This window comes from Corynebacterium capitovis DSM 44611, from assembly GCF_030440535.1.
Classification (GTDB): Bacteria; Actinomycetota; Actinomycetes; order Mycobacteriales; family Mycobacteriaceae; genus Corynebacterium; species Corynebacterium capitovis.
On record NZ_CP047117.1, the window covers coordinates 1,718,729 to 1,742,394 of the forward strand.

The following is a 23,666-nucleotide window of genomic DNA, read 5'->3' on the forward strand; positions in this document are numbered from 1 at the left end:
AATGACCGAGGCTAGGACCGAGGCGACGGCCCGCAGCGACATCCGCGCCGCGCCCCTGCCCGCGCTCGCGGATGACACCGACGATGCCTGGCTCGACGAGCTCGAATCCCGCCCCGACAACGTGCGCACCCGCACCGTTAAGGACACCTTCTCCGAGCCACTGCGCTGGCTGCGCCGGGTGTGTGACTTCACCACCACCACCCCCGGCCAGCTCATCGCGATGATGATCGTGCTCTCCCTGTCGCTCTTCGCCGCTGGGTGGTCGATGAGCCAGTCGATGGCGCTGCGCCAGCAGTCGTTGGACGTGCTTGTGAACTCGACGGAACCGATGAGCAACTCGGCCCACGTTTTGTACACCTCGCTCTCCCAGGCCGACACGGTCTCCGCCACTGGGTTCGTCTCCGCGGGCGCGGTTCCGGAGGAAGACGTCGACCTCTACCGCGCCTCGCTGGACCGAGCGGTTGTCGCCGCCAACGAGGTGCTGGAAGGCACTGTCGACACGGGCAGCGACCGCGAGGACATTCGCGCGTTGGTCACCCAAATCCAGCGCGACATCCCCATCTACGCGGGGGTCATGGAACGCGCGAAGACGAACCAACGGATGGGCAATCCCGTGGGCACGGGTTACATGTCCGAGGCCTCGGGCATCATGAGGGAGCGCCTGCTTGACAACGCCTCCCAGCTGTTCAAGCTCACCCGCGATCAGGTCACCGCGGAGATGGCCCGTTTGTCCTCGCCGCAGTGGATTCCCCTATCCGGCCTGGTCGCGGCCCTTGTTTTCTTGCTCGCCGCCCAGTGGTACTTGTGGCGCGTGTTCCGGCGCCGTCTGAACAAGGGGTTTTTGGTTGCGACGGCGTTGATGCTCGTCTCGATTTCCTGGGTTGGGGCGGCCAACTACGCGGCGTGGAGGTCCGGGGTGATGGGTTTTGAGCGCGCGTCAACGCCCTGGGAGCAGCTGACCACCGCGCGCATCGACGCGCAGGAAGCGCGGACCAACGAGATCTTCGCGCTGCTGCGCCGGCAGCCGGCCGACACCGAGACGTCGACCTTTTCCGCCACCTACAGCGCGGTGAGCAGCGCCCTCGACGCGGCGGAGGAAAACTCCGACCCCTACCTCATCCAGTCGGGGCGCACGGCCCTAGGCCGCTGGTCACACTCCCACGCCGAGCTCGTCACGGCGCTCGATGAGGGCAGCTTCGACAGCGCGATTGACATCCTGACCAGCACCGACCCCGGTCACGACTCCACCGCCCGCTCCTACGCCCAGCTGGACTCCGTGTTCAATGAGCTGGTCCAGCAGTCCCGCGCCGATAAGCGCGAATACGTCAACGCCTCCCTCGACGCCACACGCGCGGTGTCCGGCACGGTTCTCGCGCTCAGCATCGGGTCGATCGCCGCCATCTGGCTGGGGATCCGCCGCCGACTCGGGGAGTACCTGTGATGAGGCGCGCTCACCCAGCCTCCGGCGCCTGCCTCCTCCTGGCCGCCCTCGTCTCCGGGTGTACGGCCGCGCCCGCACCGACCGCGCCGTCGGACCCTCCCCTCGCGTACTCCGGCTTGCCCCTCCCGCCCGGCGCGGAGCTCGACGCGGCGGGCGTTGCTCCCGAGCGGGATTTCAATGATGCCTCGTCGTGGGAGGGCTCGCTTCGGCCGGATAGCGGGGCCACAGCGGGCACAGGAGACGCCGAAAAGCGGGTCCCGGACATCGTGCGACGGGGCCGCATCATCGTCGGCGTCGACCAGTACCAATACCTCCTGTCATACCGCGATGCCGCCGCCGGTGAGCTGCGCGGCTTCGAGGTCGACCTGGCCAAGCAGATCGCGCTCGATATTTTCGGTGACGCGAGTAAGGTCGACTTCCGTTTCGTCGACTCGAGCAAGCGGGTCAGTGCGCTAGAAGCCGGCGACGTGGACATCGTCGTGCGCACGATGTCCATCACTCCGGAGCGCTCCGAGCTGGTCGATTTTTCGGTTCCCTACTTGAGCAGTAGCATCCGCCTGCTCACCCCGATGGGAGAAGAGATCTCCGACATCGCGAGCACCGCCGGGCACACCCTGTGCGCCGTCGACGGCTCGAACGTCGTGGAGCTGGCCCGCACACTCGCCCCCGACAGCCCGATCCTGCGCACCCGCACGTGGACCGACTGCCTCATGGCGACGCAGCAGTACCAGGCGGACGCGATCCTCGCCGACGACGTCATCCTCGCCGGGCTGTCCGCCCAGGACCCCCACCTGGACGTGGTCGGTGAATCCTACGGCTCGCAAAGCTACGCCATCGGGGTGACCAAGGGCAACGACGGGCTGGTCCGTCAGGTCAACGCCACGCTCGAGCGCGTGCGTCACGACGGCACGTGGGCGCGGCTGTACAACTCCTGGCTCTCGGGCACCCTGGCCAGCCCCGTCCCGCCGGAGCCCCGCTACCGCACCGAGGAGGAAAAGCCCCAATGACGGATCAGGACCACCCATCCGACGCTCCCGCCGAGAACCCCGAACCCGGCGCCGAGCCCGCGACGGAGGCCGTCGCCTTCGACCCCTTCGCCGATGACGACGACGAGGAGGAACCCTCCGCTGGCGAGGACTATGCCGAGCTGGGGGACATCGCGGAGCTGCTGCGCGACCTTGACAAGCTGCGCGACGGTGAGGGGCGCAGCGCGCAGGAAAACACCGCCCAACGATCCCGCCGGCGGGCCCTGGATACCTTCCGCGAGCTGCGGGGGGCGAAGCGCCAGGCGCGCCTGGTTGCCGACGGCATGGTGGAGCTGCCCTGGGTCCCGCCCGTCAACCCGCGCGACGCGCTGATCGACCCGGGGGAGGTCCACGCCGAGCACGGCACCCCCCTCCCCCAGCTTCACCCCGGTGACATCCTGGCCAGCCAGTACGAAATCATGGGCGTCATCGCGCACGGGGGTTTGGGTTGGATCTACCTGGCCAACGATCACCACGTGGCCGGGCGCGTGGTGGTGCTCAAGGGGCTGCAATCCACCAAGACCAGCGACGAGGCGGCGGCAGCGGCAGCCGAGCGGGAGTTTCTGGCGGACATCACCCACCCGGAGATTGTGAAGATTTTCAACTTCGTCGACGACCCCCGCGTTCCCGGTGGGTTCATCGTCATGGAGTACGTCGGCGGGCCTTCCCTACGACAGCGCCGCAGCATGCTGCCCAACCGGCTCCTGCCCGTCGACATCGCGATGGCGTACATCCTCGAGGTCCTGCCCGCTTTGGACTACCTGCACTCGCGGGGGGTGGTCTACAACGACCTCAAGCCCGATAACATCATCGTCACCGAGGACCAGGTCAAGCTCATCGACCTCGGGGCGGTCTCCGGCATCGGGGCGTTCGGTTACATCTACGGCACGAAGGGGTTTCAGGCGCCGGAGGTAGCGTCGCAGGGGCCGTCGATAAGAAGCGATATTTACACCATCGGACGGACCCTGGCCTCGCTGATCGTGCGCCTGCCCGGTGCGAGCATTCCCTCGCCGACCCACGAACCGACGTTTCGCCGGTTCCTCTCGCTCTACCGCTTCATCATGCGCTGCTGCAACCCCGACCCCGAGCAGCGCTTCGGTTCGATCGTGGAGCTGGAGGCGCAGCTGCTCGGCGTGCTGCGTGAATGCCTCGCAATCCGCGACGGCAAGACCTACCCTGCGCAGCACTCCCTCTTCTCGCCGCAGCGCACGACGTTCGGCACGAAGCACCTCGTCTTTCGCACGGATCAGCTTATCGACGGCATCTCGCGCACCGTCGAAATCACCCCCCAGGAAGTCGTCGCCGCGCTGCCCGCGCCGCTGATCGACCGTTCAGACGTGGGCGCGTCGATGATTCAGGGTTCGTCGTATCAGGAGCCTCAGGAGACGCTGGAGAATCTACGCCAAGCGATGCGGACCCCGCAGTACGAACAGTCCACCGAGATCCCCTTCGGCGTGGTCCGGTCCATGCTGGACATGGGCTTGACGTACCAGGCGCGCACGTGGCTGTCCTCTCTCTCCGACCGCCTGAGCGGCAACTGGCGCCACTCCTGGTACTCCGGGGTGACTAACACGCTGCTCGGCGAGTTCGTGGAGGCGAAACGCGATTTCGTGCGAGTGCTTCGCATGGTGCCGGGTGAATCCGCACCGAAGCTCGCCATCGCGGCCATCGATGAGTTGTTGTTGCAGCAGTCCGGTCCCCGGCGCGTCAAAATCCTCGACGACGCGCTCGCGCGGGCGACCACCGGAATACGCAGCAACCTGGGCGAGCTGCCCGACTCGGTGTTCGAGGCCTGGGAGGAACGGGGCATCATCACGCCCGAGTGGGAGGTGATTGGCACCTCACCGGCCGTGTTGGGCTACAACGCGCTCGCACTGTATTCGCTGGTGTGGTTGACCAACCCCACCACGGTGTCCGCTGCGTTCGGGCTCGCGCGCCTGCTCATGGCCGAACACGAGGTGGAGCTGGCCGTCGCCGCCCTCGACCGCGTCCCGCAGTCATCCCGGCACCAGCGCATGGCGCGCCTGACCACGATCTTGGACCTTGTTTCCGCCGAGCTCACGGAATCGCGCATCAGGCGAGCGGCGCGGCGGTTGGAGGAGATCCCCAGCACCGAACCCCGCTTCCTGCAGATCAAGGTCTACGTCCTGCGCGCCGGGCTGACCTTCCTGCGCGATGCCGGGGTGACAAAAGCGGCCTCGAGCCACCCCCTGTTCGAGTTCGAGTTCAGCGTCCGCGGACTGCGCCGCGGCCTGGCCATTACGCTGCGAGAGCAGGCCCGCGTCGCCCCCTACGCCCGCCACCGCTACGCGCTGGTGGACATGGCGAACAAGGTGCGGCCCGCCACCTGGTTCTAGGCGCGCGCCCCTTGGCGTTGCGCCACCCGCGCCGCCTTCTGCGCGATCGCCAGCTCCTCGTTGGTGGGAACAACCAGCACCTTGACGGCGGAGTCATCCGCGGAGATGATGCGGGGCCCGTCGTTCGGCGCGGCGTTGCGCTCCGCGTCGAGCTTGATGCCGTACATCTCCAGGTTCTCCAGCGCGTCCCAGCGCACGAAACGGTCGTTTTCACCCACGCCCGCGGTGAACGTGATGGCATCCACCCGTCCCAGCGCGATCATGTAGGAGCCGATATAGCGCCGCAGCTGGTGGATGTAGACGTTGTAGGCCATGAAGGCGTCTTTGTCCTCGTTGTCGATCATGGCGCGCAGCTCGCGGAAGTCGTTGACGCCCGACAGGCCCTTCACACCGGAACGACGGTTGAGCAGGTTGTCGATCTCATCGATATCCAGCCCGCCCTGCCGCACGAGGTGGAAGATAATGCCCGGGTCAATGTCACCGCAGCGCGTGCCCATGACCAGGCCCGCCAGCGGCGTCAGGCCCATCGACGTATCGATCGGGCGCCCGTTTTCCACCGCGGAACACGACGCCCCGTTGCCCAAGTGCAAAACGATCTGCCGGGTGTGCTCCGGCTCCCGGCCGATGATGCCGGGGACCTGGGAGGAGACGAACTCGTGGCTCGTTCCGTGGAAGCCGTACCGGCGGATCTGGTTCTGGCTGGCCACCTCCGCGTTGATCGCGTACACCGCGGCGGCGGGCGGAAGGTGGCGGAAGAACCCGGTATCGAACACCGCGACGTGGGGAATATCCGGCAGGAGCTCGCGGGCAACCTCGATGCCGTCGATGTTGGCGGGGTTGTGCAGCGGAGCCAGCGGAATGAGCTCCCGGATTTTCTCCACGACGGGGTCGGAGATGAGCTCGGGTTCCGAGAACACCATGCCCCCGTGCACCACGCGGTGGCCAACGGCGGTGATGTCTAACTGGCCAGGGCCGATGCCCTTGTCGTCCAGCATCGCAAAGGCCTTCTGCAACCCCACCGTGTGGTTCGGCACCGGCAGCTCGAAAGTGTCTTTCTCCCCTCCGTGCTTGATGGTGATGCGCCCAGCGGGCTCGCCGATCTGCTCCACCAGCCCGGAGACGAAGGGCTCGGAGGCGGCATCGGATGCCGGGTCGACGATTTGAAACTTGACGGACGAGGAACCCGAGTTAATAACCAGCGAATACATCTAGTCCGCTCCCCCAGCCTGAATTGCGGTGATCGCGACAGTGTTCACGATGTCCGGGACCGTCGCTCCCCGCGACAGGTCGTTGACCGGTTTGTTCAGACCCTGCAGCACGGGGCCCACGGCGAGCGCGCCGCCCGTCCGCTGGGCGATCTTGTACCCGATGTTGCCGGCGTCGAGGTCCGGGAAGATAAACACGTTTCCGTGGCCCGCGACGGGCGAGTCGGGGGCCTTTTTCTTACCGACGCCCGGATCGCACGCGGCATCAAACTGCAGCGGCCCGTCGACCGCGAGCTCCGGGTCGAGCTCCCGGGCAGCGGCGACAGCGGCAACAGCCCTGTCCACATCGGGGCCGGTCCCGGAGGTCCCGGTGGAGTACGACAGCATGGCCACCTTCGGGTCGATGCCGAACTGCGCTGCCGTCTTTGCGGACACCACCGCGATCTCCCCCAGCTGCTGCGCCGTCGGGTTCGGGTTGACCGCGCAGTCTCCGAAGGCCCACACGCGGCCGCGCATCACCATGAGGAAGATCGAAGACACGACGCTAGCGCCGGGCGCGGTCTTGATGATCTGGAAGGACGGTTTGATGGTGTGCGCCGTGGTGTGGTTGGCGCCCGACACCATGCCGTCGGCAAGGCCCTTGTGCACCATCATCGTGCCGAAGTAGGAGATGTCGCGCATGGTCTCGCGCGCCTGATCCAGCGTGATGCCCTTAGCTTTGCGCAGCTCCGCGAACTCCTGGGCAAATTCCTCAAGCAGCTCGGACTCGAGGTGGTTGACGAGGGTCGCGCGGGAGATGTCGACGCCAAGTTCCCCTGCGCGGCGGGTGATGTCGTCCGAGTCCCCCAGGATGGTCAGCTGGACCACACCGCGTTCGAGCAGCTGGGCGGCGGCCTGGAGAATGCGATCGTCCTCCCCCTCGGGCAAGACGATGTGGGCACGGTTCTCGCGCGCGCGGGTGAGCAGCCACGACTCGAAGACCAGGGGGGACATGACCGGCTTCACGTCGCTTGGGATGCTGAGGTCCCCGTCGAGCTCGTCGGCGGTGACGACCTTGATGAGCGTGGCGCCCGCCTCCTCCACGCGCGCGCGAACCAGCTCTTCGCGCGAGGCGTCGTCGGCGACGACCAGCACGGGTGTGCCGAGGGTGGCGGCGAGCTCGCTATCAAAACTCAGGTCACCGGTGCCCTCGACGAGGGCGGGGCCCTCCGCCAACAGGTCCCGGCTGTAGACCTCTGCCACGTCGCTGCCCTCACCGACCCGGGCCACCCGCAGGTTCAGTGTGGCGGCCAATCCGTCGAGGTCAATACCGTCAAAGTTTCGGTTTGCGAGGGTAACGAGTAGTGACTGCGGAGCTGTCATCGATCCACCTTTCCTTCCGTCCGATCCAAATCGCGGGCTGACCCGGCGCTCACCGGGCAACCTGGCAGGCAAGCACGGCGGTAGTGTCCATAGTTTGACCGTGCAAACAGAATTCAGTTTAGCGGCGCGACGCTGCTCGCACGGGGGATCGGAAAGATGGGGGGAGCGCGCACCTACCCCAGCGCGGCCGCGCCCGCTTCGGCCCGAGCGCGGGCCTCGTCGACGGTTTCACCGGTGCTGAGGACGCATATGACGTCGTCAAGCACCTGTGCCGACGTCTCCTCAACGGACATGGCGGCGGCGAGCTCCTCGGGCGTGGCGCTGGTGCCTTCGACCACGCGCGCCGCACCCGGGGTGACCAAGGTGACATCGATGGGAAGGCCGAGCACGGCGCGCGCGTGCAGGTCGAACTGCCCCACGCGCTGAGTGACCGCGGTCAGCATGCCATCGAGGCAGGGACGGGGGCAGACCTGGGAGAAGTAGACGTCGTCGCCACTGACGAAGAGGTCGATGGCGTAGAGCCCGCGCGCCGCGATGGCACCCATGATCCGCGCGGCGATGGATCGCGCGTTGTCCATGGCGGCCTCGCTTAAGGCTGCGGGCTGCCACGCCTCCACAAGTCGCCCCCCTTCGTGCCGGGTGCCGGTCGGTTCGCAAAACCACGTCGCCAGCTGGCCCGTCTGCGGGTCGATCGAGCGGGCGGCCAGGATCGTGCACTCGTAGTCAAAGGCCACATACTTCTCGACGCCAACCCGGCCGTCCCGGCTCGGGTCGTAGGCCTTCTCCCACGCCTCGGCGAGGTCATCGGACCCCGTCACGACGGTTTGGCCCCGGCCCCCGGTGGATGTGCCGGGCTTGACCACGCAGGGGTAGCCCACCACTTCGGCCACGTTTTGCAGCTCCTCGAAGGACCCGGCGAATTCGTAGTCCAAGGTGGGCAGCCCGAGCTGCTCGGCGGCGGTGCGCCGCACGCCTTCGCGGTTGCGGGTCATTGCGCAGGCCTCGACGGAGGGGACGATGAACGACCCGGTGGCGTCTTCCAGCTCGCTGAGCTGCTCGGGGGAGGCCGGCTCGCACACCACCGTGAGTGCGGGCGGGGCGTAGGCGAGGTGTGCGGGGACCCCGCCCTCGAGGCTCCCCACGTGGGGGGCGACGCCGAGGTCACGGAAGGAGGCGGCCAGCTTGTGCGCAAGGGCGCCTCCACCCAGTATCAGGACCTGGTTTCTGTCTGGCGCGGCCATAAGTTCTCCTGTGGTGCGGGGCTGGGAGGGGGGAAGCGGTGGGCGTCGATACGCTACCGCGCGAGGACGTCGCCCCGCACAATCGTCTGGTCACGGCCGGGGCCGACACCGATGTAGGACATGGGTGCCCCGGAGAGCTCCTCGAGGCGCAGGACGTAATCCTTGGCCTTCTGGGGCAGGTCCTCGAAGTCCTTGACCTCGGTGATGTCTTCCTCCCAGGCGGGCATGGTCTCGAAGATCGGCTCGGCGTGGTGGAACTGCGTTTGCGTCAGGGGCATCTCGTCGTGGCGCGTGCCGTCGACGTCGTAGGCCACGCAGATGGGGATCTCCCCGATACCCGTCAGGACGTCGAGTTTGGTCAGGAAGTAATCGGTAAATCCGTTGACGCGAGTGGCGTAGCGCGCGATGACCGAGTCGTACCAGCCGCAGCGACGTTTGCGGCCAGTGTTGACGCCCACCTCACCGCCAACGGTCTGCAGGTAGTCGCCCCACTTGTCGAACAGCTCCGTGGGGAAGGGACCCGCCCCCACGCGCGTGGTGTAGGCCTTGATGATCCCCAGGCTGGCGGTGATGCGGGTCGGGCCGATGCCGGAGCCAACGCACGCCCCGCCCGCAGTGGGGTTGGAGGACGTGACAAAGGGGTACGTACCGTGGTCGACGTCGAGCATCGTGGCCTGGCCACCCTCGAGGAGAACGCTCTTGCCTTCGTCGAGCGCTTCATTCAGCGTGTACTCCGCGTCGATCACCATCGGCTTGAGCCGATCGGCGTAACCGATGAAGTAGTCCATGATCGCGTCGGCCTCGATGGCCTTGCGGTTGTACATCTTCACCAGCATCTGGTTTTTCACGTCGAGGGCGGACTCGATCTTCTGGCGCAGGATCGACTCGTCGAAAATGTCCTGCACCCGTAGACCGACGCGGGCGACCTTATCCGCGTAGGTCGGGCCGATCCCGCGCCCAGTCGTGCCGATCGCACGTTTGCCTAGGAAGCGCTCCTGCACGCGGTCGAGCGTCTGGTGGTACGGCGCGACGAGGTGGGCGTTGCCTGAAATGCGCAGGCGGGAAGCGTTCGCGCCGCGCGCCTCCAACCCGTCGATCTCCTCGAACAGCGCCTGCAAGTTGATCACCACTCCGTTGCCCAGGATCGGGGTGGCGTTTTCAGAAAGCACACCGGCAGGAAGGAGCTTGAGCTCGTACTTCTCGCCGCCGACAACCACGGTGTGGCCCGCGTTGTTACCGCCATTGGGCTTGACCACGTAGTCGACCTTGCCACCGAGAATGTCCGTGGCCTTACCTTTACCCTCGTCGCCCCACTGGGCTCCGACGATGACAATGGCGGACATATTTTCTCCTTAAAGATGGGCATCCTGCGTAGGAGGAGCGGTTGAGCACGGCTATTGTAGCGTGAACCTCATGCGTCTTATTCACTGTGCGTGCGGCTCGCCCACGCGTATCGACGCCACCGCGACCGTCCCCCTCCCCGCCATCCCGGGGCGGGGCGACCTGCGTTTCCTTGATGAGATCGCCGCCGAACTGCTTCCGGAGGACGACACGCCCTCCCTCGCTGAGATCCAGGCCTCCCCCAGCGTGGATCACCTCGGCGAGCCGCGGCTCGCCCCGCAGCGCCCCCGGGAGAGGCTGCGCGTCGTGGTCTCGGGTTCTGACGCCGCGCTGGGCGCGGTGCTGTCGCGCATGATGCGCCGGGATTACCTCTGGGCCGAGGTGGCGTACGTGCCCGAGGACCCCGCGTCCGCCGCGGCGACCGTCTGGGGGCTGGCGGGTCTGAGCCGCAGCGACCTCCTCGCCGCCGCGCTCGAGGCCCCCGTGGCTCCCTCCCCCTGCATTCGTTCGGACAGGGGGGAGGTGGTGGCTGGGTCCGCAACGATAACGCACGCGGTGGGGACCGAGGAGTTCGTCGGTGAGATCGTCGTCGATTCGTCCGTCCTGCTTTATCGGGACGGCTCACGCAAGAGCGCTCGATTTCACGGCGCGTTCGGGGCCCGTCTCGTGCCGACCAACACGGCTCCGGGTATCGCCGCGGTGCGCCTGGTCACCCCCGCACTCGCCGAGGGCCAGCCCGGGCGTTTATCGCCGCGCCGCTTGGAAGCCCTCCGCCGACTGCCCGGGGGTGAATTTCTTAGGCGGAGGGCCTCGGTGCCCGGCGGCGTCGGCGATCCCGCCAGCATGGTGTCCGGCCGGGCTGTGCAGACGGGGGGCCGGAACATTGCGGTGACCGTCGACGGCGTCTCGCGGAAACACCCGGTGGACACCGCGACCTTCTACCGTCATTTGCGGGACCTGCAGAGCGTCAAGCTTCTCGACTAGCGACGGGTGTGATTTATTTCACACTCGCCCACAAGGATGCATTTCTGGGCACGTCGACCCCCTGGGGGGCGTTCGCCACCACCCCCGCTCCACCCCGATTCGCGCAGGTCGTCGATGGGGCGCGACCGCTTTTACCGAAACCGGGGTTACGGAACCACAAAGATTTAATTAAGACGAGTTCTTGAACGGCTGTCCATGCAAAAGCGCGGGGACGCCCATAGCGTCGATGGTGTTGCCGGCAACGAGCTGGCGAACACCCCGCCACGGCGGGATAGATAAAAGTTAGCAAGCCACCCAACAGAAGGGGAATTCAGACACCATGACCGACTACAACCGGATTGACGATCTTGCCAATGCCACCGCTTTCGACGTTAATGGCGACAAGGTAGGTAGTGTTCAGGACGTTTACGTCAACGACACCACCGGCCAGCCGGACTTCGTCTCTGTCAGCCACGGGCTGTTCGGTGGCGGCGACTCCATTGTTCCGTTGCGCGGACACAGCCTGCGCGACGGCGAGCTGCACCTCGCTTTCCCGAAGGATCGCATCAAGGATGCCCCGAACTTGGACGAGAGCGGCCATCTCACCACCGAGGACCAGCAGGCGTTCTACCGCCACTACGGCCTTGAGTCCGCCCAGGATGTCACCTCCTACGGCGCGGGCCGCGGCGCTGCGGCTGGCGCAGGGTTCGCGGGCGCCGGCTACGAGGCTGACCGCCGTGGCACCGTGGGCGACAACGACGAGATTGTCCGCTCCGAGGAGCAGCTCAACGTCGATAAGGAGCGCGTCGAGGCTGGCCAGGTTCGCTTGCGCAAGTACGTCGTGACCGAGAACCAGACCGTCGAGGTTCCGGTAGAGCGCGAAGAGGTCCGCGTGACCCGCGAGCCGATTTCCGGCGCTGAGCGCGCCAACTACGACGGCCGCCTGGGCGACGACGAAGCAGCGATCACCCTGCACGAGGAGCGCGTCAACGTCTCCAAGGAGTCCGTCCCGGTGGAGAAGGTGTCCCTGGATAAGGAAACGATCCGCGACACCGAGCACGTGTCCGAGGACCTTCGCAAGGAGCGCATTGAGACCGAGGGCAACGTCGTCGACGAGACCCGCGGCTTCGATGCGGACCGCACTGAGCGTCGCTAAGACGGCCGCTTAATCAGCCCCCTAGCCCTCGTCGGGCCGGGGGGTGTTCTCTTTGTCTTTGAGATAGATCTCCGACGGATATTTGGGGGTGGTCGATGTCGGAACGAGAACCGCGACGGCAGACTCACGGGACATTCCACACACCTGGAGGAGGTCGACCACAAGAGACCGAGACTGGGCCAAGATGGCGTACGCCGACAAGACGGCATCGGGTTCGAGCGCGTTGAGGCCCACCTGTTGGCCGAGAACGCGCAGCTCGCTGACGGCTTTGGGGATCGCAGTGGCTTGGGTGTTGCGCAAATCGCCGTCGAAGATCTCCGATAGCTCGAGGCAGACGCGCGCGAGCTCGTCGATCACCTCGATCTGCTTTTCGCTTACGGAGTCGTTGTCCTCACACAGAACATGCGCCCGGCGCGCGAGGACCCGTGTGGTGCGGACCGCCTGGTCTGTCGGAGGAATGACGCGCGCCAGGGAGGAGAGGTAGCGCCTCGAGCTCCAGAGCAAAGGCGAGAGCGTGGCCGACTCTTTGCCCGAGCGCACTGCGCTGGACATTTTGTCGATGTCATCTTGCGTACCGCGGATCGCCTCGAGCGCGTCCTCGATCTTGCCCTCTTCTCCTGTGCGGAGCCCGTCGGCGACGTCATCGAGAACCGATGACACCAAACCGAGCACCCGGCCGATCTCCGCGCGCGCCCGGGCAACCGGCCACTGGGGAATGAGCGCTAGGGTGAGCAAGGCGACCGCCGAGCCGATGAAGGCGTCGACGGTCCTGTCGATGCCCGTGACCTCCCCGCCCGGCGGCAGGATGGTCGCGATGAGGATCGAACCGATCGCCACCTGGTTGTTTACCAGTTGCGACTTCGAGAAGAAGGACGCGATCAGCAGCGATCCCGCCACGACGACCGAGATCTGCCACCCACCTGACCCCAACCTGGCGAAGAGTAGATCCCCCACAAGCACCCCGAGGACGCATCCCAGGGAGATGTCCACCGCCTTGTTGATCCGCTCTCCCCCGGTCATACCGATGACAATCACCACGGAAATCGGGGCGAAAAAGGGACGCGTGTGCGCGAAAACGTGGGACGCGATCCAGAACGCAAACCCGGCCGCGATCGCGATCTGGGTGATGGGCAGCAACCTCTTTCGAACGCGTCGCAGCCGCGCCAGGATCGAATCGTCGATGACCTTCAGCCTGTCCCGAGTCCCCATGCGTTCTTTGGCCATACCGCAACCATAGCCCGTCCGTCGGACCCCCACCCCTACCCCGGGAAACCCTCCAATATAGGGGAGCTCGCGCAGCGGTGCCGTACGATGCCACCGGGGCGCAGGACGCGCTTCGCGCCATCCGAGTGAGACGCCGGAGGACCTTGATACATGGGACGCCACAGCACGCCACCGCGCCCGACCGCCACATCGTGGACGCTACCGCAAAAAGTTCTTGCGGTAGCGCTTCTACTCACCGCGTGTGCCACTGTGGCCGGCCTCGTTGCGCAGTGGCCGCGTGGCCCGCTCCCCGAGGTCAGCGACTCATTCCAGGCTCAGACAGCGATGAACGGACCGCTTGTCGACGCCACCGTGGCCTCCACCCGATCCGGCCCCTGCTCAACAACCGAGCAAGGCAAAGTCATCACCACCCCACCTGTCGCCCTCACCGGCGGGGACTGCACGCTGGCCGTCGTTGATATCAACGAGGGGCCGGATGCAGGCAAGCAAGCGCTCTTGGTCACCTACCCCGACGTGGCGGGAAACCCGCACCTCGCCCAGGGCGAGCGGATTGTCCTCGCTCGGACCGACAGTTCCGGAAGCGACGGGGCAGCTATCTACACGTTCCAGGATTTCCAGCGCGACCGCGCAATGTGGGTGTGGTGCCTCGTGGCACTGGCACTCATCGTCCTCGTCGGAGGGCTCCGCGGCGCCCTCTCGCTGATCGGGTTGGCAGCGACCCTGGGCGTTGTCCTCGTCTTCCTCCTGCCCGCCTTGATCCGCGGCGGGGACGCGGTAAGCCTTGCGCTGACCACGAGCGCCGCCGTCCTGCTCGCCGTGCAGTTCCTCGTGCACGGCGTCAATTGGAAGACGGCCTCTGCGATGGGAGGCACTCTGTTGGCGGTGGGGCTGTCCGGGTGGCTGTCTCACGCGGCGGTAGCATCGACATCGATACGCGGGCTCGGCGACGAGCACAACCTCAGCATCCTGCTGTACCTCCCGAGCGTCGACATCAGCGGCCTTATGCTCGCCGGCATGATCATCGGCGCCCTCGGCGTCCTAGTCGATGTGACGATCGGCCAAGCCTCGACCGTCAACGAGCTTTACGAAACCCGGCCACAGGCGTCCCCATGGCAAGTGTTTGTCTCTGCGATGAGGGTGGGCCACGACCACATCGCGTCGATCGTGTACACCCTGGTACTCAGCTACACGGGGGTGGCCTTGCCCACCCTACTTCTGCTCACCCTCTCGGACCGGCCCATCGGCCAGGTCCTCACGTCCGACATCATGGCAACCGAGATCCTGCGCTCCGTGACAGGGGCAATTGCGCTGGTCCTCGCCGTGCCGTTGACCACGGGCGTGGCCGCAATCACAGTGGCGCCCCCACGCCCACCGCAATCCGCGGGCGAAGGGGCGAGAGCCTAACGCTAGGCCCAGAAGCGAGGGCCTTACTTAGACAGCGACTTACCCACAGAGTGGAGGTCGTGGCACGCCTCGATGACGCGTTCGGACATGCCCTGCTCGGCCTTCTTCATGTACGAGCGGGGGTCGTAGACCTTCTTGTTGCCCACTTCGCCGTCGATTTTGAGCACACCGTCGTAGTTTTGGAACATGTGGGTGACGATCGGGCGCGTGAACGCGTACTGGGTGTCGGTGTCCACGTTCATCTTCACAACGCCGTAGCTGAGGGCCTGCTCGATCTTTTCCTTCTCCGAACCAGACCCGCCGTGGAAGACGAAGTCGAAGGGCTTGGAACCGGCGTCCAAGCCGAGCTTGGCGGTCGCGACCTGCTGGCCCTCCTCCAAGACCTCGGGGCGCAGCTTGACGTTACCCGGCTTGTACACGCCGTGGACGTTACCGAAGGTCGCTGCCAGGAGGTAGCGCCCCTTCTCGCCGGTACCGATGGCGTCGATAGTCTTCTCAAAGTCCTTGGCCGTGGTGTAAAGATTTGCGCCTGCGCGCGCCTCCACTCCGTCTTCCTCGCCACCGACAACACCGATCTCGACCTCGAGGATGACGTTCGCCCGGTGGGCCTTTTCCAGCAGCTCCTGTGCGATCTCCAGGTTCTCGTCGATCGGAATCGCGGAACCGTCCCACATGTGCGACTGGAACAGGGGCAGCTCGCCACGGTCCACCCGCTCCTGGGAGATCGCGAGGAGCGGGCGCACGTACTCGTCCAGCACTTCCTTCTGGCAGTGGTCGGTGTGCAGCGCGATGTTGACGTCGTAGTTCTTGGCGATCTCGTGCGCGAACGCCGCCAGCGCCTGGGCCCCGGCGACCTTGTTCTTCACACCGAGACCGGAGCCGAACTCGGCGCCACCGGTAGAAAACTGAATGATGCCGTCGGACTCAGCCTCGGCAAAACCCTTGATCGCGGCGTTGATCGTCTCAGACGACGTGCAGTTGATGGCCGGGAACGCGAACCCGCCCTCTTTCGCACGATCGAACATGGCGCTGTAGACCTCTGGGGTGGCAATTGGCATTGCTATACTCCTCCGGTTTTTATATCGGGTACCTCCCCCAGTATGCCTTTATTACCGCGCCTGCGCAGCCGCCACTTTCGCCGCCGCCTCGAGCAACATCCAGCCCGACAGCTGCACGGAGAGGTCCCGCTCGTCGATACGAAGCAGGCCGACGGCCTCGCTAATCGACGACGGCCCGAGACCGTAGTTGTGAGGCAACCGCGCGTCCTGCGTCCACTCGGAAGCGAAGACGGGAAGGCCGTCGACCTCCAGCCTGTGCTCCCACAGAGACTCCGCCGATGCAATCACCATCCGAGAGGCGACCCTTTTGGTGGCGATGTTCTCCCGGCTGTCTTCGGGCAAGCGCACCGCGACGTCGGCGAGGTAACGGGCCAGAATGCCCTTGAACAGGGCTCCGTCGCCGTCGCGCGTCTCGTGGGGCGGGCACAACAGCACGCCCTGGGGGGTAGCCAAGTGGAGCGCGATCGACTCGACGAGGGCGCGGATGTGGGTGACGTAGAACACCGAGGCATCGGCGCGGTCGGAGTGGTCGAAGGAGTCAACCGGGTCGCGGTGGCCGAGCCCGACGTCGTGACGCAGCGCCAACGCGATCTCCACACTCGCACCGAGGACCGTGCCCTGGTTGTACGTGTAGATCTTGTTCACCGCTTCGGGGCCGTGCATGCGCATGCGCAGACCGTCCTGGATGAGTCCGGTGTCGGCCACGAGGTTGTCGTAGATCCAATCCGTGACCTCCCGCGCCTTGTCCAGGCGTCCCGTGCGGGCGAAGAGGATCGCCGCCGGACCGTTGGCGGGCACGTTGTAGAACGTCTCGTTTTTCCTCCAAGGCAACACCCCGGTCACCGGGTCAAGTCCTGCCAGAATGTCGAACTCGAGAGCCGAAAGCTGCTTTGTGTAGTCGACGCCGTCCACGCTCAGCGCCCGGTTCCAAGCCAGCGCCAGCCACGCCTTGTCATCGTAATACCGGTTTGCGGTCACGTTTCCCCGGCTGCGCAGGCAGATCCCTCGGAGCGTGTCATTGATTCGGCGTCGTCGCTGCGGGGTGCGCCGGCGCACAGCGGCGTCAATCTGGCAGTCGAGGTAATGCGCCTGCCACCAGTAGTGCCAGTGCCAAAAGGTTGACTCCCGCCAGCTCGGTGGCCACGCCACCGTGGCCAGGTTTGTCCGCGGCAGGCCCCACAGCCGAGACGCGTGGCGCTCGGTGATGGCTGCTTCCGCCAAATCCGCACGATGCGGCCAGGTTTCCAGCACGGGCGCCCCTTTTCCTCGAAGCAAGTAGGTTGATCGAGTTAGATATTGCCAGACTCACCAGGATTGTTTCAGGTCTGCGTGCTGCCTGATCCAAGCGTGCATAGCAATACCCGCCGCCACCCCCGCATTTATCGACCGGGTCGACCCGAACTGGGCGATGGAACACGTCATCTCCGCACCGCTGCGCGCGGCGTCGGTGACGCCGGGTCCCTCCTGACCAAAGAGGAGAAGGCAGCGTTCGGGCAGCTCGGCGGTCTCCAGTGGCACGGAACCCGGGACGTTATCGATGGCGACGACCGCCACGTCGTGATCGCGCGCCCAGCTCAAAAGATCAGCCACGGTCTCATGGTGGCGGAGGTGCTGGTAGCGGTCCGTCACCATCGCCCCGCGCCTGTTCCAACGCCGCCGGCCCACGATGTGGACCTCCTGCGCCAAAAACGCGTTGGCCGTGCGGACGACGGTGCCGATGTTCATGTCGTTCTCGAAGTTCTCGATAGCCACGTGGAACGGATGCCGGCGGGTGTCGAGGTCCGCGTTGATGGCATCGAGTGACCAGTAGCGGTAGGCGTCGACGACGTTGCGGCGATCGCCCTCCGCGAGCAACACTGGGTCAAACTGCGGCCCTTTGGGCGGAGGCCCCTCCCACGGTCCGACCCCGTGGCGCCCCTCGCCCCATTCGGTCGGCCCCTTGTCAGGCGAGTCCAAGATCCTCCAAACCGAGCAGGAAGCGGTACTCCAAGCCCGCCTCGCGAAGCACCGCATCCGCACCAGTGGCGCGGTCGACGACGGTGGCGACGCCCACGACCTCCGCCCCCTCCGCGCGACACGCCTCCACGGCCGTCAAGGGCGAAGACCCAGTCGTCGTCGTATCTTCGACCACGAGCACCTTCTTCCCCGCGATGCTGGGCCCCTCCACCCGCCGCTGCATGCCGTGCTTTTTCGCTTCCTTCCGCACGACAAACGCGTCAATGTCACGCCCAGACGCGTGCATGACGGCGGAGGCTACGGGATCCGCCCCCAGGGTCAACCCTCCCACGGCGTCAAAGTCCCAATCAGCAGTGAGCTCCCGAAGCAGGGTGCCGATGAGCGGCGCCGCGCGGTGGTGCAGGGTCGCCCGGCGTAGGTCCACGTAGTAATCCGCTTCCTTCCCCGAGGACAGGGTGACTGTGCCGTGCTCCACGGCGAGGTCCTTGACAAGGTCTGCCAGCTCGGCGCGATCGGCCACGTTAACAGTGCTCATGGTCTACGAGATTAGTCATCGAAAATGGACGGCGGTGACTGGTCCCGGCGAACCCGCGTGAGGTCCCCGGCATCGAGGGGGGCGGACAAACCGTCGGCAATCGCCTCGACCTCATCGCTGCCCACGGCGCGGTGATCGACAGTACCCAGCATCCCGCCCGTCGCCCGGGTGGGCATTTCCAAGGGCTCCTCGGGGCGCTGCACGATTGGCGTGGGCTCGTCCCTCTTTTCGACGCCCCCCGCCACCACCAGCGGTCGCCCCATCTCGCGCGTGGCGTACTCGGCCTCGACCGGGCGCCAGGTTTGCGGGGGCAGAACCCGCGCGGCGTCGGCGATAAGACCCAACGGCGCGAGCATCGCGTCCCAGTCCCCGGGGACCGTGTCCCTACTCGCCTGCGCGAGCACCCACTCCGTCTCACACCACACCGCGGCCACAGCGGCAGGCATCTGGTCCAACGCCGTGCGAACCCGCACGTCGAGGAAACGCTGCGCGGGGCCGGCCTCGGTCGCGTGAACGGTGAAGTCACCCACCTCTTCTACCTCAACTAAGTCGGAGGAGGAATCCGAGGTAAATCCCACGCGCCGCATATCGACGACCACGTCGCTCGCCGCGCCCGTGCGCATGGCCATGACTGTCACTCCACCAAGATCCATGACGTGCGTGTCGTGGCCGTATATGCTGCCGGACGCGATGTCTTTCGGCGCTTCTCCCCCGGCTGCTGCACCGCGTTCCCACTCCCCCGCCAGCAGGTCATCCTGCTTTGTGAAGTCGAAGTTGTGGCGCTCAGCCCAGGCACGGCGCTCTCTTCTCGACGCCCCCGGCAGCTGCAGCCCCGACTTCCGGTGCGGCCGCGGCGCCGGTCGGCTCACTGGCTCGCGCTCGGGCTCCGAGTCGGTTTCGTCCTGCGTTTCCGGCTCGGGTCCGGCCTCGGGTTCCGGCTCGGGATCGGGTTTGGGGTCCGCCTCGGGGGCAGGTTCTGGCAGGGCTTCCGCAGCGGGTTCGGGCTCGGGCTGGCTCGCGGGTGCCTTGAGCGGGCTCGGCGCGGGCGACGGATCCGAGCGCCACAACGCCACCGCGCCGGCCAGGGCGAGGAGGCTGAGGAGGATGAGTACGTAGGCCATCACCCGTTGACTTTACCGCCCCGGGCGGCAGTTATACGTGGCGGGCCACGGGGTTTTCCCGGTCGCCGCACCACTGCGACCATCCCGCAACGTAGTGCGAGACAACGGGCAACCCCGCGTGCTCAGCCACGGCGAGGAGAAGGGACGAGTGGTTGCCCGACCCTGAGTAGACCACGGCGTCCTCTGGCCCGATGTTGTGCGACCACCCCGCCTCGGCGAAGCGGTCCCGGATGTCATCGACGTCGCGCACCGTCCTCTCACCGGGAGCGAACAGGTCGTAGGCGGGAAGGTTGACGGCACCCGGGATGTGCCCGGCTTTCAGGTCGAACCGTTCCCTTAGGCCGTTGTAGCGGTTCGGCTCTCGGGCGTCGATAAGAAGGCCGTTGAAATCCCTCACGTGCGCGGCGTCTGCCGAGGGGAGGCTTCCTGGTTTTAGTGGAGCGGCGGCCCCCACGGCAATGTTGCCTGGGCCCGCCACCGTCTCGAACCCAGCGGCATCCCAGGCGCGGAACCCGCCATCGACGATGAAGACGTCCCCGAAACCAAGCCAGCGCAGCGTCCACCACGCGCGGGCGGCGTAGAGGCCCGCGCCGGTGTCGTAGATGTAGACCGGGTGATCCTCAGCGAGACCCCACTCGCGAACCGCGCGGCTAAGGACGTCGAGCTGGGGCATCGGATTGCGCCCGGTTTCGCGGCTGGGCAGCCCCGCCAGCGTCGAGGAAGGGTCGCAGTACATCGCGGTGGGAATGTGCTCCGACTGGAACGCCGACCACGCTTTGCCCTCTTTCGGCTCCCACAGCACAGCGATGATGGACTGTTTCTCGCCGGAATGGAGTCGGTCGTGCAGCTCATGCGGGGAGACGAAGACGCTCATGCGCCCCAGTGTAAGGGCTGCGTTCCGCTCGTGCCGGGCCTACGCCGTGTACCCCGGAGCTTGCTGGATGACGCCGTCGTCCTCCAACCCGTCGAGCCATTCCGTGATGCCCTCGCGCGGACAATCGGCGCCGATGCTCGCGGCGAGCATGCCGCCCGGGCCCATTTCTACCTGGCACCCGAAGGCGAGCAGGGTCGAAGCGATGTCAGTGGGCAGCTCCTCACCAGGCAGGATCCGCACCGTGGAAGCGCCTCCGCGGACCAGGACTCGGTCCACGTGGAACTGGCCGTCCACGCGGACGCATTCCACGATGTCTCCCAGTGCCAACGTCGTGTCCACGAACGGCACACTCGCGACTACGAACTTGTCATCCCCCAGCTGATGAGCGGCGAGCCGCTCATTATCTACCCCGGGCACCGCCACGCGGGTAATAATCGTCGTCGTCGGCTGCATACTTTCAGACTGTAGACCGTGACGGGAACGTGGTCAGTATTTGATTGCCATCCGCCCGTCGACGCCACCGGCCCGCATCCTTTCGAAGACATCGATGATCTCCTCCAGTGAGCACGCGTTGTCCGCTCTCGTGGCCCGGAACAAATGGCAGCTGCGGTTTGACGGGCCAGTCCCCTCGGTGGCGCGGAGTGTGACAAGGGCCTGAAACGGCCCGGGTTTGGGCACGTCGAGGTCGTGGACCGAGACGACCGGACCGAACTCCTCGACAACAGCCGCGCGCAGTGAGGGTGGGGTGGGCATGGACTCCTCCTTAGACGTCGGGATACGTCCCTGCCCACCCTCACTTATTTCCCCGGTCTAACCACCTACTCAGGCCGCGTCAACGCTCAGGCCATCCCCACCCTCGGCGACGTCGACGTTGACCGTGTCACCGTCGCGGACGTAACCGGCCAGCAGCTCGCGGGCGAGGCGGTCGCCGATCGCCTGCTGGATGACGCGGCGCAGCGGACGCGCGCCGTAAGCCGGGTCGTACCCGCGCTCCGCCAGCCACGCTTTCGCGGCGTCGGACACGTGCAGGGTCAGCCGGCGAGCAGACAGGCGCTCCGCCAGCGTGCCCAGCTGAATGTCGACGATGCCGACCAGCTGCTCCGGCGTGAGCGACTCGAAGACCACGACGTCGTCGAGGCGGTTGATGAACTCCGGCTTGAAGTGCACCTTCACCGCGTCCAAGATCTGCTCGCGCGTACCGCCAGCGCCCAGGTTCGAGGTGAGGATGATCACCGTGTTGCGGAAATCTACGGTGCGGCCCTGGCCGTCCGTCAACCGGCCCTCGTCGAGAACCTGAAGCAGCACGTCAAAGACGTCCTGGTGAGCTTTCTCCACCTCGTCGAAAAGCACGAGCGAGTACGGGCGACGGCGTACTGCCTCGGTGAGCTGACCACCCGCGTCGTAGCCGACGTACCCGGGGGGCGCACCGACTAGGCGCGCCACGGAGTGCTTCTCGCCGTACTCCGACATGTCGATGCGCACCATCGCCGCCTCGTCATCGAAGAGGAACTCCGCGAGCGCCTTCGCCAACTCGGTCTTGCCCACGCCCGTCGGGCCGAGGAAGAGGAAGGAACCGATCGGCCGGTTCGGGTCCGCCACCCCGGCGCGGGAGCGGCGCACCGCGTCGGACACTGCGACCACGGCCTCGCGCTGCCCCACGACGCGCCCGCCCAAGACCGACTCCATGTTGAGCAGCTTCTCGGTCTCTCCCTGCATCATCTTCCCGGCCGGGATGCCCGTCCAGCTCGAGACGACCTCGGCGATCACGTCGGGCGTGACCTCCTCCGTCAGCATCGTGCGCGTCGCATCGCTTGTCGACGCCTCCGCGGCCGCCACCTCCTGTTCCAGCTCGGGAATCCGCCCGTACCGCAGCTCCGACACCTTCGCGTAATCGCCCTCGCGCTCCGCGATCTCAGACTCGTTGCGCAGCTTCTCCAGCTCCTCCTTCGCGGCCTGGACGCGGTCGATTTCACTCTTCTCGTTCGCCCACCGGGCCTTGAGCTCGCCCAGCTTCTCGCGCTGGTCCGCAAGCTCCTGCCGCAGCGCCCCCAGACGCTCGCGGGACGCCTCGTCGGACTCCTTCTCCAAGGCGATCTCCTCAATCTCGAGGCGGCGCACGACACGCTCGAGCTCGTCGATCTCCTGCGGCGAGGAATCGATTTCCATGCGCAGGCGGGACCCGGCTTCGTCGACCAAGTCGATGGCCTTGTCCGGCAGGAAGCGGTTGGTGATGTAGCGGTTGGACAGCTCAGCGGCGGCCACGAGCGCGGAGTCCTGGATGCGCACACCGTGGTGCACCTCGTAGCGTTCCTTCAAGCCACGGAGAATGCCGATGGTGTCCTCCACCGTCGGCTCGCCCACGTAGACCTGCTGGAACCGGCGCTCGAGCGCCGCGTCCTTTTCGATGTACTTGCGGTACTCATCCAACGTCGTCGCACCGACAAGGCGCAGCTCGCCTCGAGCCAGCATCGGCTTGATCATGTTGCCGGCATCCATCGATCCCTCGCCCGTCGCGCCGGCACCGACGATAGTGTGCAACTCGTCAATGAAGGTGATGATCTCGCCGTCCGACGACGCGATCTCATCCAGCACCGCCTTGAGCCGCTCCTCGAACTCTCCGCGGAACTTCGCTCCTGCGACCATCGAACCGAGATCCAAGGAAATGAGTGTCTTGCCCTTCAAGGACTCAGGCACGTCGCCCGCGACAATGCGGCGGGCGAGCCCTTCCACGATCGCGGTCTTACCGACGCCCGGCTCACCAATCAGGACGGGGTTGTTCTTCGTCCTTCGGCTCAGAACCTGGACCACGCGGCGAATCTCCGCGTCGCGGCCGATGACCGGGTCGATCTTTCCTTCCCGGGCGCGTGCCGTCAGGTCGGTGGAGTACTTCTCAAGGGCCTGGAACTGCCCCTCCGGATCCTGCGAGGTCACCTTCTTATTCCCGCGCACGGAGGGGAAAACGCCTTTGATCACGTCGTAGGTGGCACCGCGCTTCTTCAACAGCTCGGCGGCCGGGTCACTGCCCCGCGCGATGGCCGCGAGTAGCACCTCGGTGGAGACATACTCATCACCCAGCTCGCTGGCCAGCTCCTGCGCCGTGTTAAGCGCGTTGAGAGCATCGCGGTTGAAATTGGGGTTGGCCATGTTCTGGCCCTCCGCCTTGGGCAACCCATCGACGAGCTCCCCCGCTTCGCGGGCGACCGTGGTTGGGTCGACGCCGGTGGCTTTGAGTACCGGGGCGGCGATGCCGTCGTCTTGTGTCAGAATCGCCTCAAGCAGGTGGGCAGGGCGGATGTCGGGATTGCCGCTCGCCGACGCCTTTTGCAGCGCTTGCTGCAAAGCCTCTTGAGTCTTCGTGGTGGGATTAAACGATGCCATGAAGCGCATCCGTCCTTTCTTCCTG

20 protein-coding genes are annotated in these 23,666 nt (G+C 66.1%); 6 read left to right on the plus strand and 14 right to left on the minus strand.

Annotated features, from left to right (window positions below; genetic code table 11):
* Window position 1 precedes the first annotated feature (1 nt).
* Genes CAPI_RS08425 through CAPI_RS08435 form a run of 3 tightly spaced genes read left to right on the plus strand, consistent with a single transcriptional unit; the run spans window position 2 to window position 4,823 of the window.
* Entirely contained in the window at window positions 2–1,441 is a 1,440-nt protein-coding gene (locus CAPI_RS08425; RefSeq protein WP_018018207.1) for a GlnX family signal transduction membrane protein, read from the plus strand.
* Window positions 1,441–2,448, plus strand: a complete 1,008-nt coding sequence (locus CAPI_RS08430; protein ID WP_018018208.1) for a glutamate ABC transporter substrate-binding protein — start codon at window positions 1,441–1,443, stop codon at window positions 2,446–2,448. Before CAPI_RS08425 ends, CAPI_RS08430 begins: the two co-directional genes overlap by 1 nt.
* Window positions 2,445–4,823 (plus strand): serine/threonine protein kinase, encoded by a 2,379-nt coding sequence (locus tag CAPI_RS08435; protein ID WP_018018209.1) that lies wholly within the window; start codon window positions 2,445–2,447, stop codon window positions 4,821–4,823. Before CAPI_RS08430 ends, CAPI_RS08435 begins: the two co-directional genes overlap by 4 nt.
* On the opposite strand, the gene CAPI_RS08440 is transcribed toward CAPI_RS08435, so the two are convergent.
* From CAPI_RS08440 to CAPI_RS08455, 4 genes are all read right to left on the minus strand, one after another.
* The gene (locus CAPI_RS08440; RefSeq protein WP_018018210.1) at window positions 4,820–6,031 is read right to left on the minus strand and encodes an acetate kinase; all 1,212 of its coding nucleotides are present in this window, start codon (window positions 6,029–6,031) and stop codon (window positions 4,820–4,822) included. The two genes, CAPI_RS08435 and CAPI_RS08440, sit on opposite strands and share 4 nt — an antisense overlap.
* Window positions 6,032–7,390 carry a phosphate acetyltransferase gene (gene pta / locus CAPI_RS08445; protein WP_018018211.1) on the minus strand — a complete coding sequence of 453 codons (1,359 nt, stop codon included), beginning with the start codon at window positions 7,388–7,390 and terminating at the stop codon, window positions 6,032–6,034.
* A 173-nt stretch (window positions 7,391–7,563) separates the two neighbouring features.
* Window positions 7,564–8,631, minus strand: coding sequence for an ATP-grasp domain-containing protein (locus tag CAPI_RS08450; RefSeq protein WP_018018212.1), 1,068 nt, complete (start codon window positions 8,629–8,631; stop codon window positions 7,564–7,566).
* Window positions 8,632–8,684: 53 nt separating this feature from the next.
* Window positions 8,685–9,974, minus strand: coding sequence for an adenylosuccinate synthase (locus tag CAPI_RS08455; protein ID WP_018018213.1), 1,290 nt, complete (start codon window positions 9,972–9,974; stop codon window positions 8,685–8,687).
* 70 nt (window positions 9,975–10,044) lie between these two features.
* Between CAPI_RS08455 and CAPI_RS08460 the strand changes: the two genes are divergently transcribed.
* Both CAPI_RS08460 and CAPI_RS08465 read left to right on the plus strand, forming a co-directional pair.
* Entirely contained in the window at window positions 10,045–10,956 is a 912-nt protein-coding gene (locus tag CAPI_RS08460) for a hypothetical protein (RefSeq protein ID WP_018018214.1), read from the plus strand.
* A 319-nt stretch (window positions 10,957–11,275) separates the two neighbouring features.
* On the plus strand, window positions 11,276–12,091 hold the full coding sequence (locus tag CAPI_RS08465) for a PRC and DUF2382 domain-containing protein (RefSeq protein ID WP_018018215.1): 816 nt from the start codon (window positions 11,276–11,278) through the stop codon (window positions 12,089–12,091).
* A 21-nt stretch (window positions 12,092–12,112) separates the two neighbouring features.
* Here CAPI_RS08465 and CAPI_RS08470 read toward each other — a convergent pair whose 3' ends face one another.
* The gene (locus tag CAPI_RS08470; protein ID WP_018018216.1) at window positions 12,113–13,315 is read right to left on the minus strand and encodes an FUSC family protein; all 1,203 of its coding nucleotides are present in this window, start codon (window positions 13,313–13,315) and stop codon (window positions 12,113–12,115) included.
* A gap of 150 nt (window positions 13,316–13,465) precedes the next feature.
* Between CAPI_RS08470 and CAPI_RS08475 the strand changes: the two genes are divergently transcribed.
* Window positions 13,466–14,719: a YibE/F family protein gene (locus CAPI_RS08475; RefSeq protein ID WP_051059750.1), complete on the plus strand. Its 1,254-nt coding sequence runs from the start codon at window positions 13,466–13,468 to the stop codon at window positions 14,717–14,719.
* 23 nt (window positions 14,720–14,742) lie between these two features.
* Here the strand turns inward: CAPI_RS08475 and fbaA are convergent, their stop codons facing one another.
* The 9 genes from fbaA to clpB form a co-directional block, all read right to left on the minus strand.
* Window positions 14,743–15,777: a class II fructose-bisphosphate aldolase gene (gene fbaA, locus CAPI_RS08480; RefSeq protein ID WP_018018218.1), complete on the minus strand. Its 1,035-nt coding sequence runs from the start codon at window positions 15,775–15,777 to the stop codon at window positions 14,743–14,745.
* Between the two features lie 51 nt (window positions 15,778–15,828).
* Window positions 15,829–17,028 (minus strand): glycoside hydrolase family 76 protein, encoded by a 1,200-nt coding sequence (locus tag CAPI_RS08485; protein ID WP_018018219.1) that lies wholly within the window; start codon window positions 17,026–17,028, stop codon window positions 15,829–15,831.
* A 54-nt stretch (window positions 17,029–17,082) separates the two neighbouring features.
* Window positions 17,083–17,733 (minus strand): TrmH family RNA methyltransferase, encoded by a 651-nt coding sequence (locus tag CAPI_RS08490; protein ID WP_040356967.1) that lies wholly within the window; start codon window positions 17,731–17,733, stop codon window positions 17,083–17,085.
* On the minus strand, window positions 17,720–18,268 hold the full coding sequence (pyrE, locus tag CAPI_RS08495) for an orotate phosphoribosyltransferase (protein ID WP_040356969.1): 549 nt from the start codon (window positions 18,266–18,268) through the stop codon (window positions 17,720–17,722). Before pyrE ends, CAPI_RS08490 begins: the two co-directional genes overlap by 14 nt.
* An 11-nt stretch (window positions 18,269–18,279) precedes the next feature.
* On the minus strand, window positions 18,280–19,389 hold the full coding sequence (locus CAPI_RS08500; RefSeq protein WP_018018222.1) for a TtfA family protein: 1,110 nt from the start codon (window positions 19,387–19,389) through the stop codon (window positions 18,280–18,282).
* A 31-nt stretch (window positions 19,390–19,420) separates the two neighbouring features.
* Window positions 19,421–20,263: a sulfurtransferase gene (locus CAPI_RS08505; RefSeq protein ID WP_018018223.1), complete on the minus strand. Its 843-nt coding sequence runs from the start codon at window positions 20,261–20,263 to the stop codon at window positions 19,421–19,423.
* A gap of 39 nt (window positions 20,264–20,302) precedes the next feature.
* Entirely contained in the window at window positions 20,303–20,716 is a 414-nt protein-coding gene (locus CAPI_RS08510; protein WP_018018224.1) for a DUF4265 domain-containing protein, read from the minus strand.
* Between the two features lie 33 nt (window positions 20,717–20,749).
* Window positions 20,750–21,016 carry a hypothetical protein gene (locus tag CAPI_RS08515; RefSeq protein WP_026157216.1) on the minus strand — a complete coding sequence of 89 codons (267 nt, stop codon included), beginning with the start codon at window positions 21,014–21,016 and terminating at the stop codon, window positions 20,750–20,752.
* Window positions 21,017–21,085: 69 nt separating this feature from the next.
* On the minus strand, window positions 21,086–23,641 hold the full coding sequence (gene clpB, locus CAPI_RS08520; RefSeq protein WP_026157217.1) for an ATP-dependent chaperone ClpB: 2,556 nt from the start codon (window positions 23,639–23,641) through the stop codon (window positions 21,086–21,088).
* Between the last annotated feature and the right edge of the window lie 25 nt (window positions 23,642–23,666).

Excerpts from the sequence above, each read along its gene's own strand:
- CAPI_RS08505 (WP_018018223.1), bottom strand. The coding sequence starts at position 20,263 with ATGAGCGTCTTCGTCTCCCCGCATGAGCTGCACGACCGACTCCATTCC.
- pyrE (WP_040356969.1), bottom strand. The coding sequence starts at position 18,268 with ATGAGCACTGTTAACGTGGCCGATCGCGCCGAGCTGGCAGACCTTGTC.
- CAPI_RS08510 (WP_018018224.1), bottom strand. The coding sequence starts at position 20,716 with ATGCAGCCGACGACGACGATTATTACCCGCGTGGCGGTGCCCGGGGTA.
- CAPI_RS08440 (WP_018018210.1), bottom strand. The coding sequence starts at position 6,031 with ATGTATTCGCTGGTTATTAACTCGGGTTCCTCGTCCGTCAAGTTTCAA.
- CAPI_RS08465 (WP_018018215.1), top strand. The coding sequence starts at position 11,276 with ATGACCGACTACAACCGGATTGACGATCTTGCCAATGCCACCGCTTTC.
- clpB (WP_026157217.1), bottom strand. The coding sequence starts at position 23,641 with ATGGCATCGTTTAATCCCACCACGAAGACTCAAGAGGCTTTGCAGCAA.
- CAPI_RS08475 (WP_051059750.1), top strand. The coding sequence starts at position 13,466 with ATGGGACGCCACAGCACGCCACCGCGCCCGACCGCCACATCGTGGACG.
- CAPI_RS08450 (WP_018018212.1), bottom strand. The coding sequence starts at position 8,631 with ATGGCCGCGCCAGACAGAAACCAGGTCCTGATACTGGGTGGAGGCGCC.
- CAPI_RS08500 (WP_018018222.1), bottom strand. The coding sequence starts at position 19,389 with ATGGCCTACGTACTCATCCTCCTCAGCCTCCTCGCCCTGGCCGGCGCG.
- CAPI_RS08425 (WP_018018207.1), top strand. The coding sequence starts at position 2 with ATGACCGAGGCTAGGACCGAGGCGACGGCCCGCAGCGACATCCGCGCC.
- pta (WP_018018211.1), bottom strand. The coding sequence starts at position 7,390 with ATGACAGCTCCGCAGTCACTACTCGTTACCCTCGCAAACCGAAACTTT.
- CAPI_RS08470 (WP_018018216.1), bottom strand. The coding sequence starts at position 13,315 with ATGGCCAAAGAACGCATGGGGACTCGGGACAGGCTGAAGGTCATCGAC.
- CAPI_RS08430 (WP_018018208.1), top strand. The coding sequence starts at position 1,441 with ATGAGGCGCGCTCACCCAGCCTCCGGCGCCTGCCTCCTCCTGGCCGCC.
- CAPI_RS08460 (WP_018018214.1), top strand. The coding sequence starts at position 10,045 with ATGCGTCTTATTCACTGTGCGTGCGGCTCGCCCACGCGTATCGACGCC.
- CAPI_RS08435 (WP_018018209.1), top strand. The coding sequence starts at position 2,445 with ATGACGGATCAGGACCACCCATCCGACGCTCCCGCCGAGAACCCCGAA.
- CAPI_RS08515 (WP_026157216.1), bottom strand. The coding sequence starts at position 21,016 with ATGCCCACCCCACCCTCACTGCGCGCGGCTGTTGTCGAGGAGTTCGGT.
- CAPI_RS08455 (WP_018018213.1), bottom strand. The coding sequence starts at position 9,974 with ATGTCCGCCATTGTCATCGTCGGAGCCCAGTGGGGCGACGAGGGTAAA.
- fbaA (WP_018018218.1), bottom strand. The coding sequence starts at position 15,777 with ATGCCAATTGCCACCCCAGAGGTCTACAGCGCCATGTTCGATCGTGCG.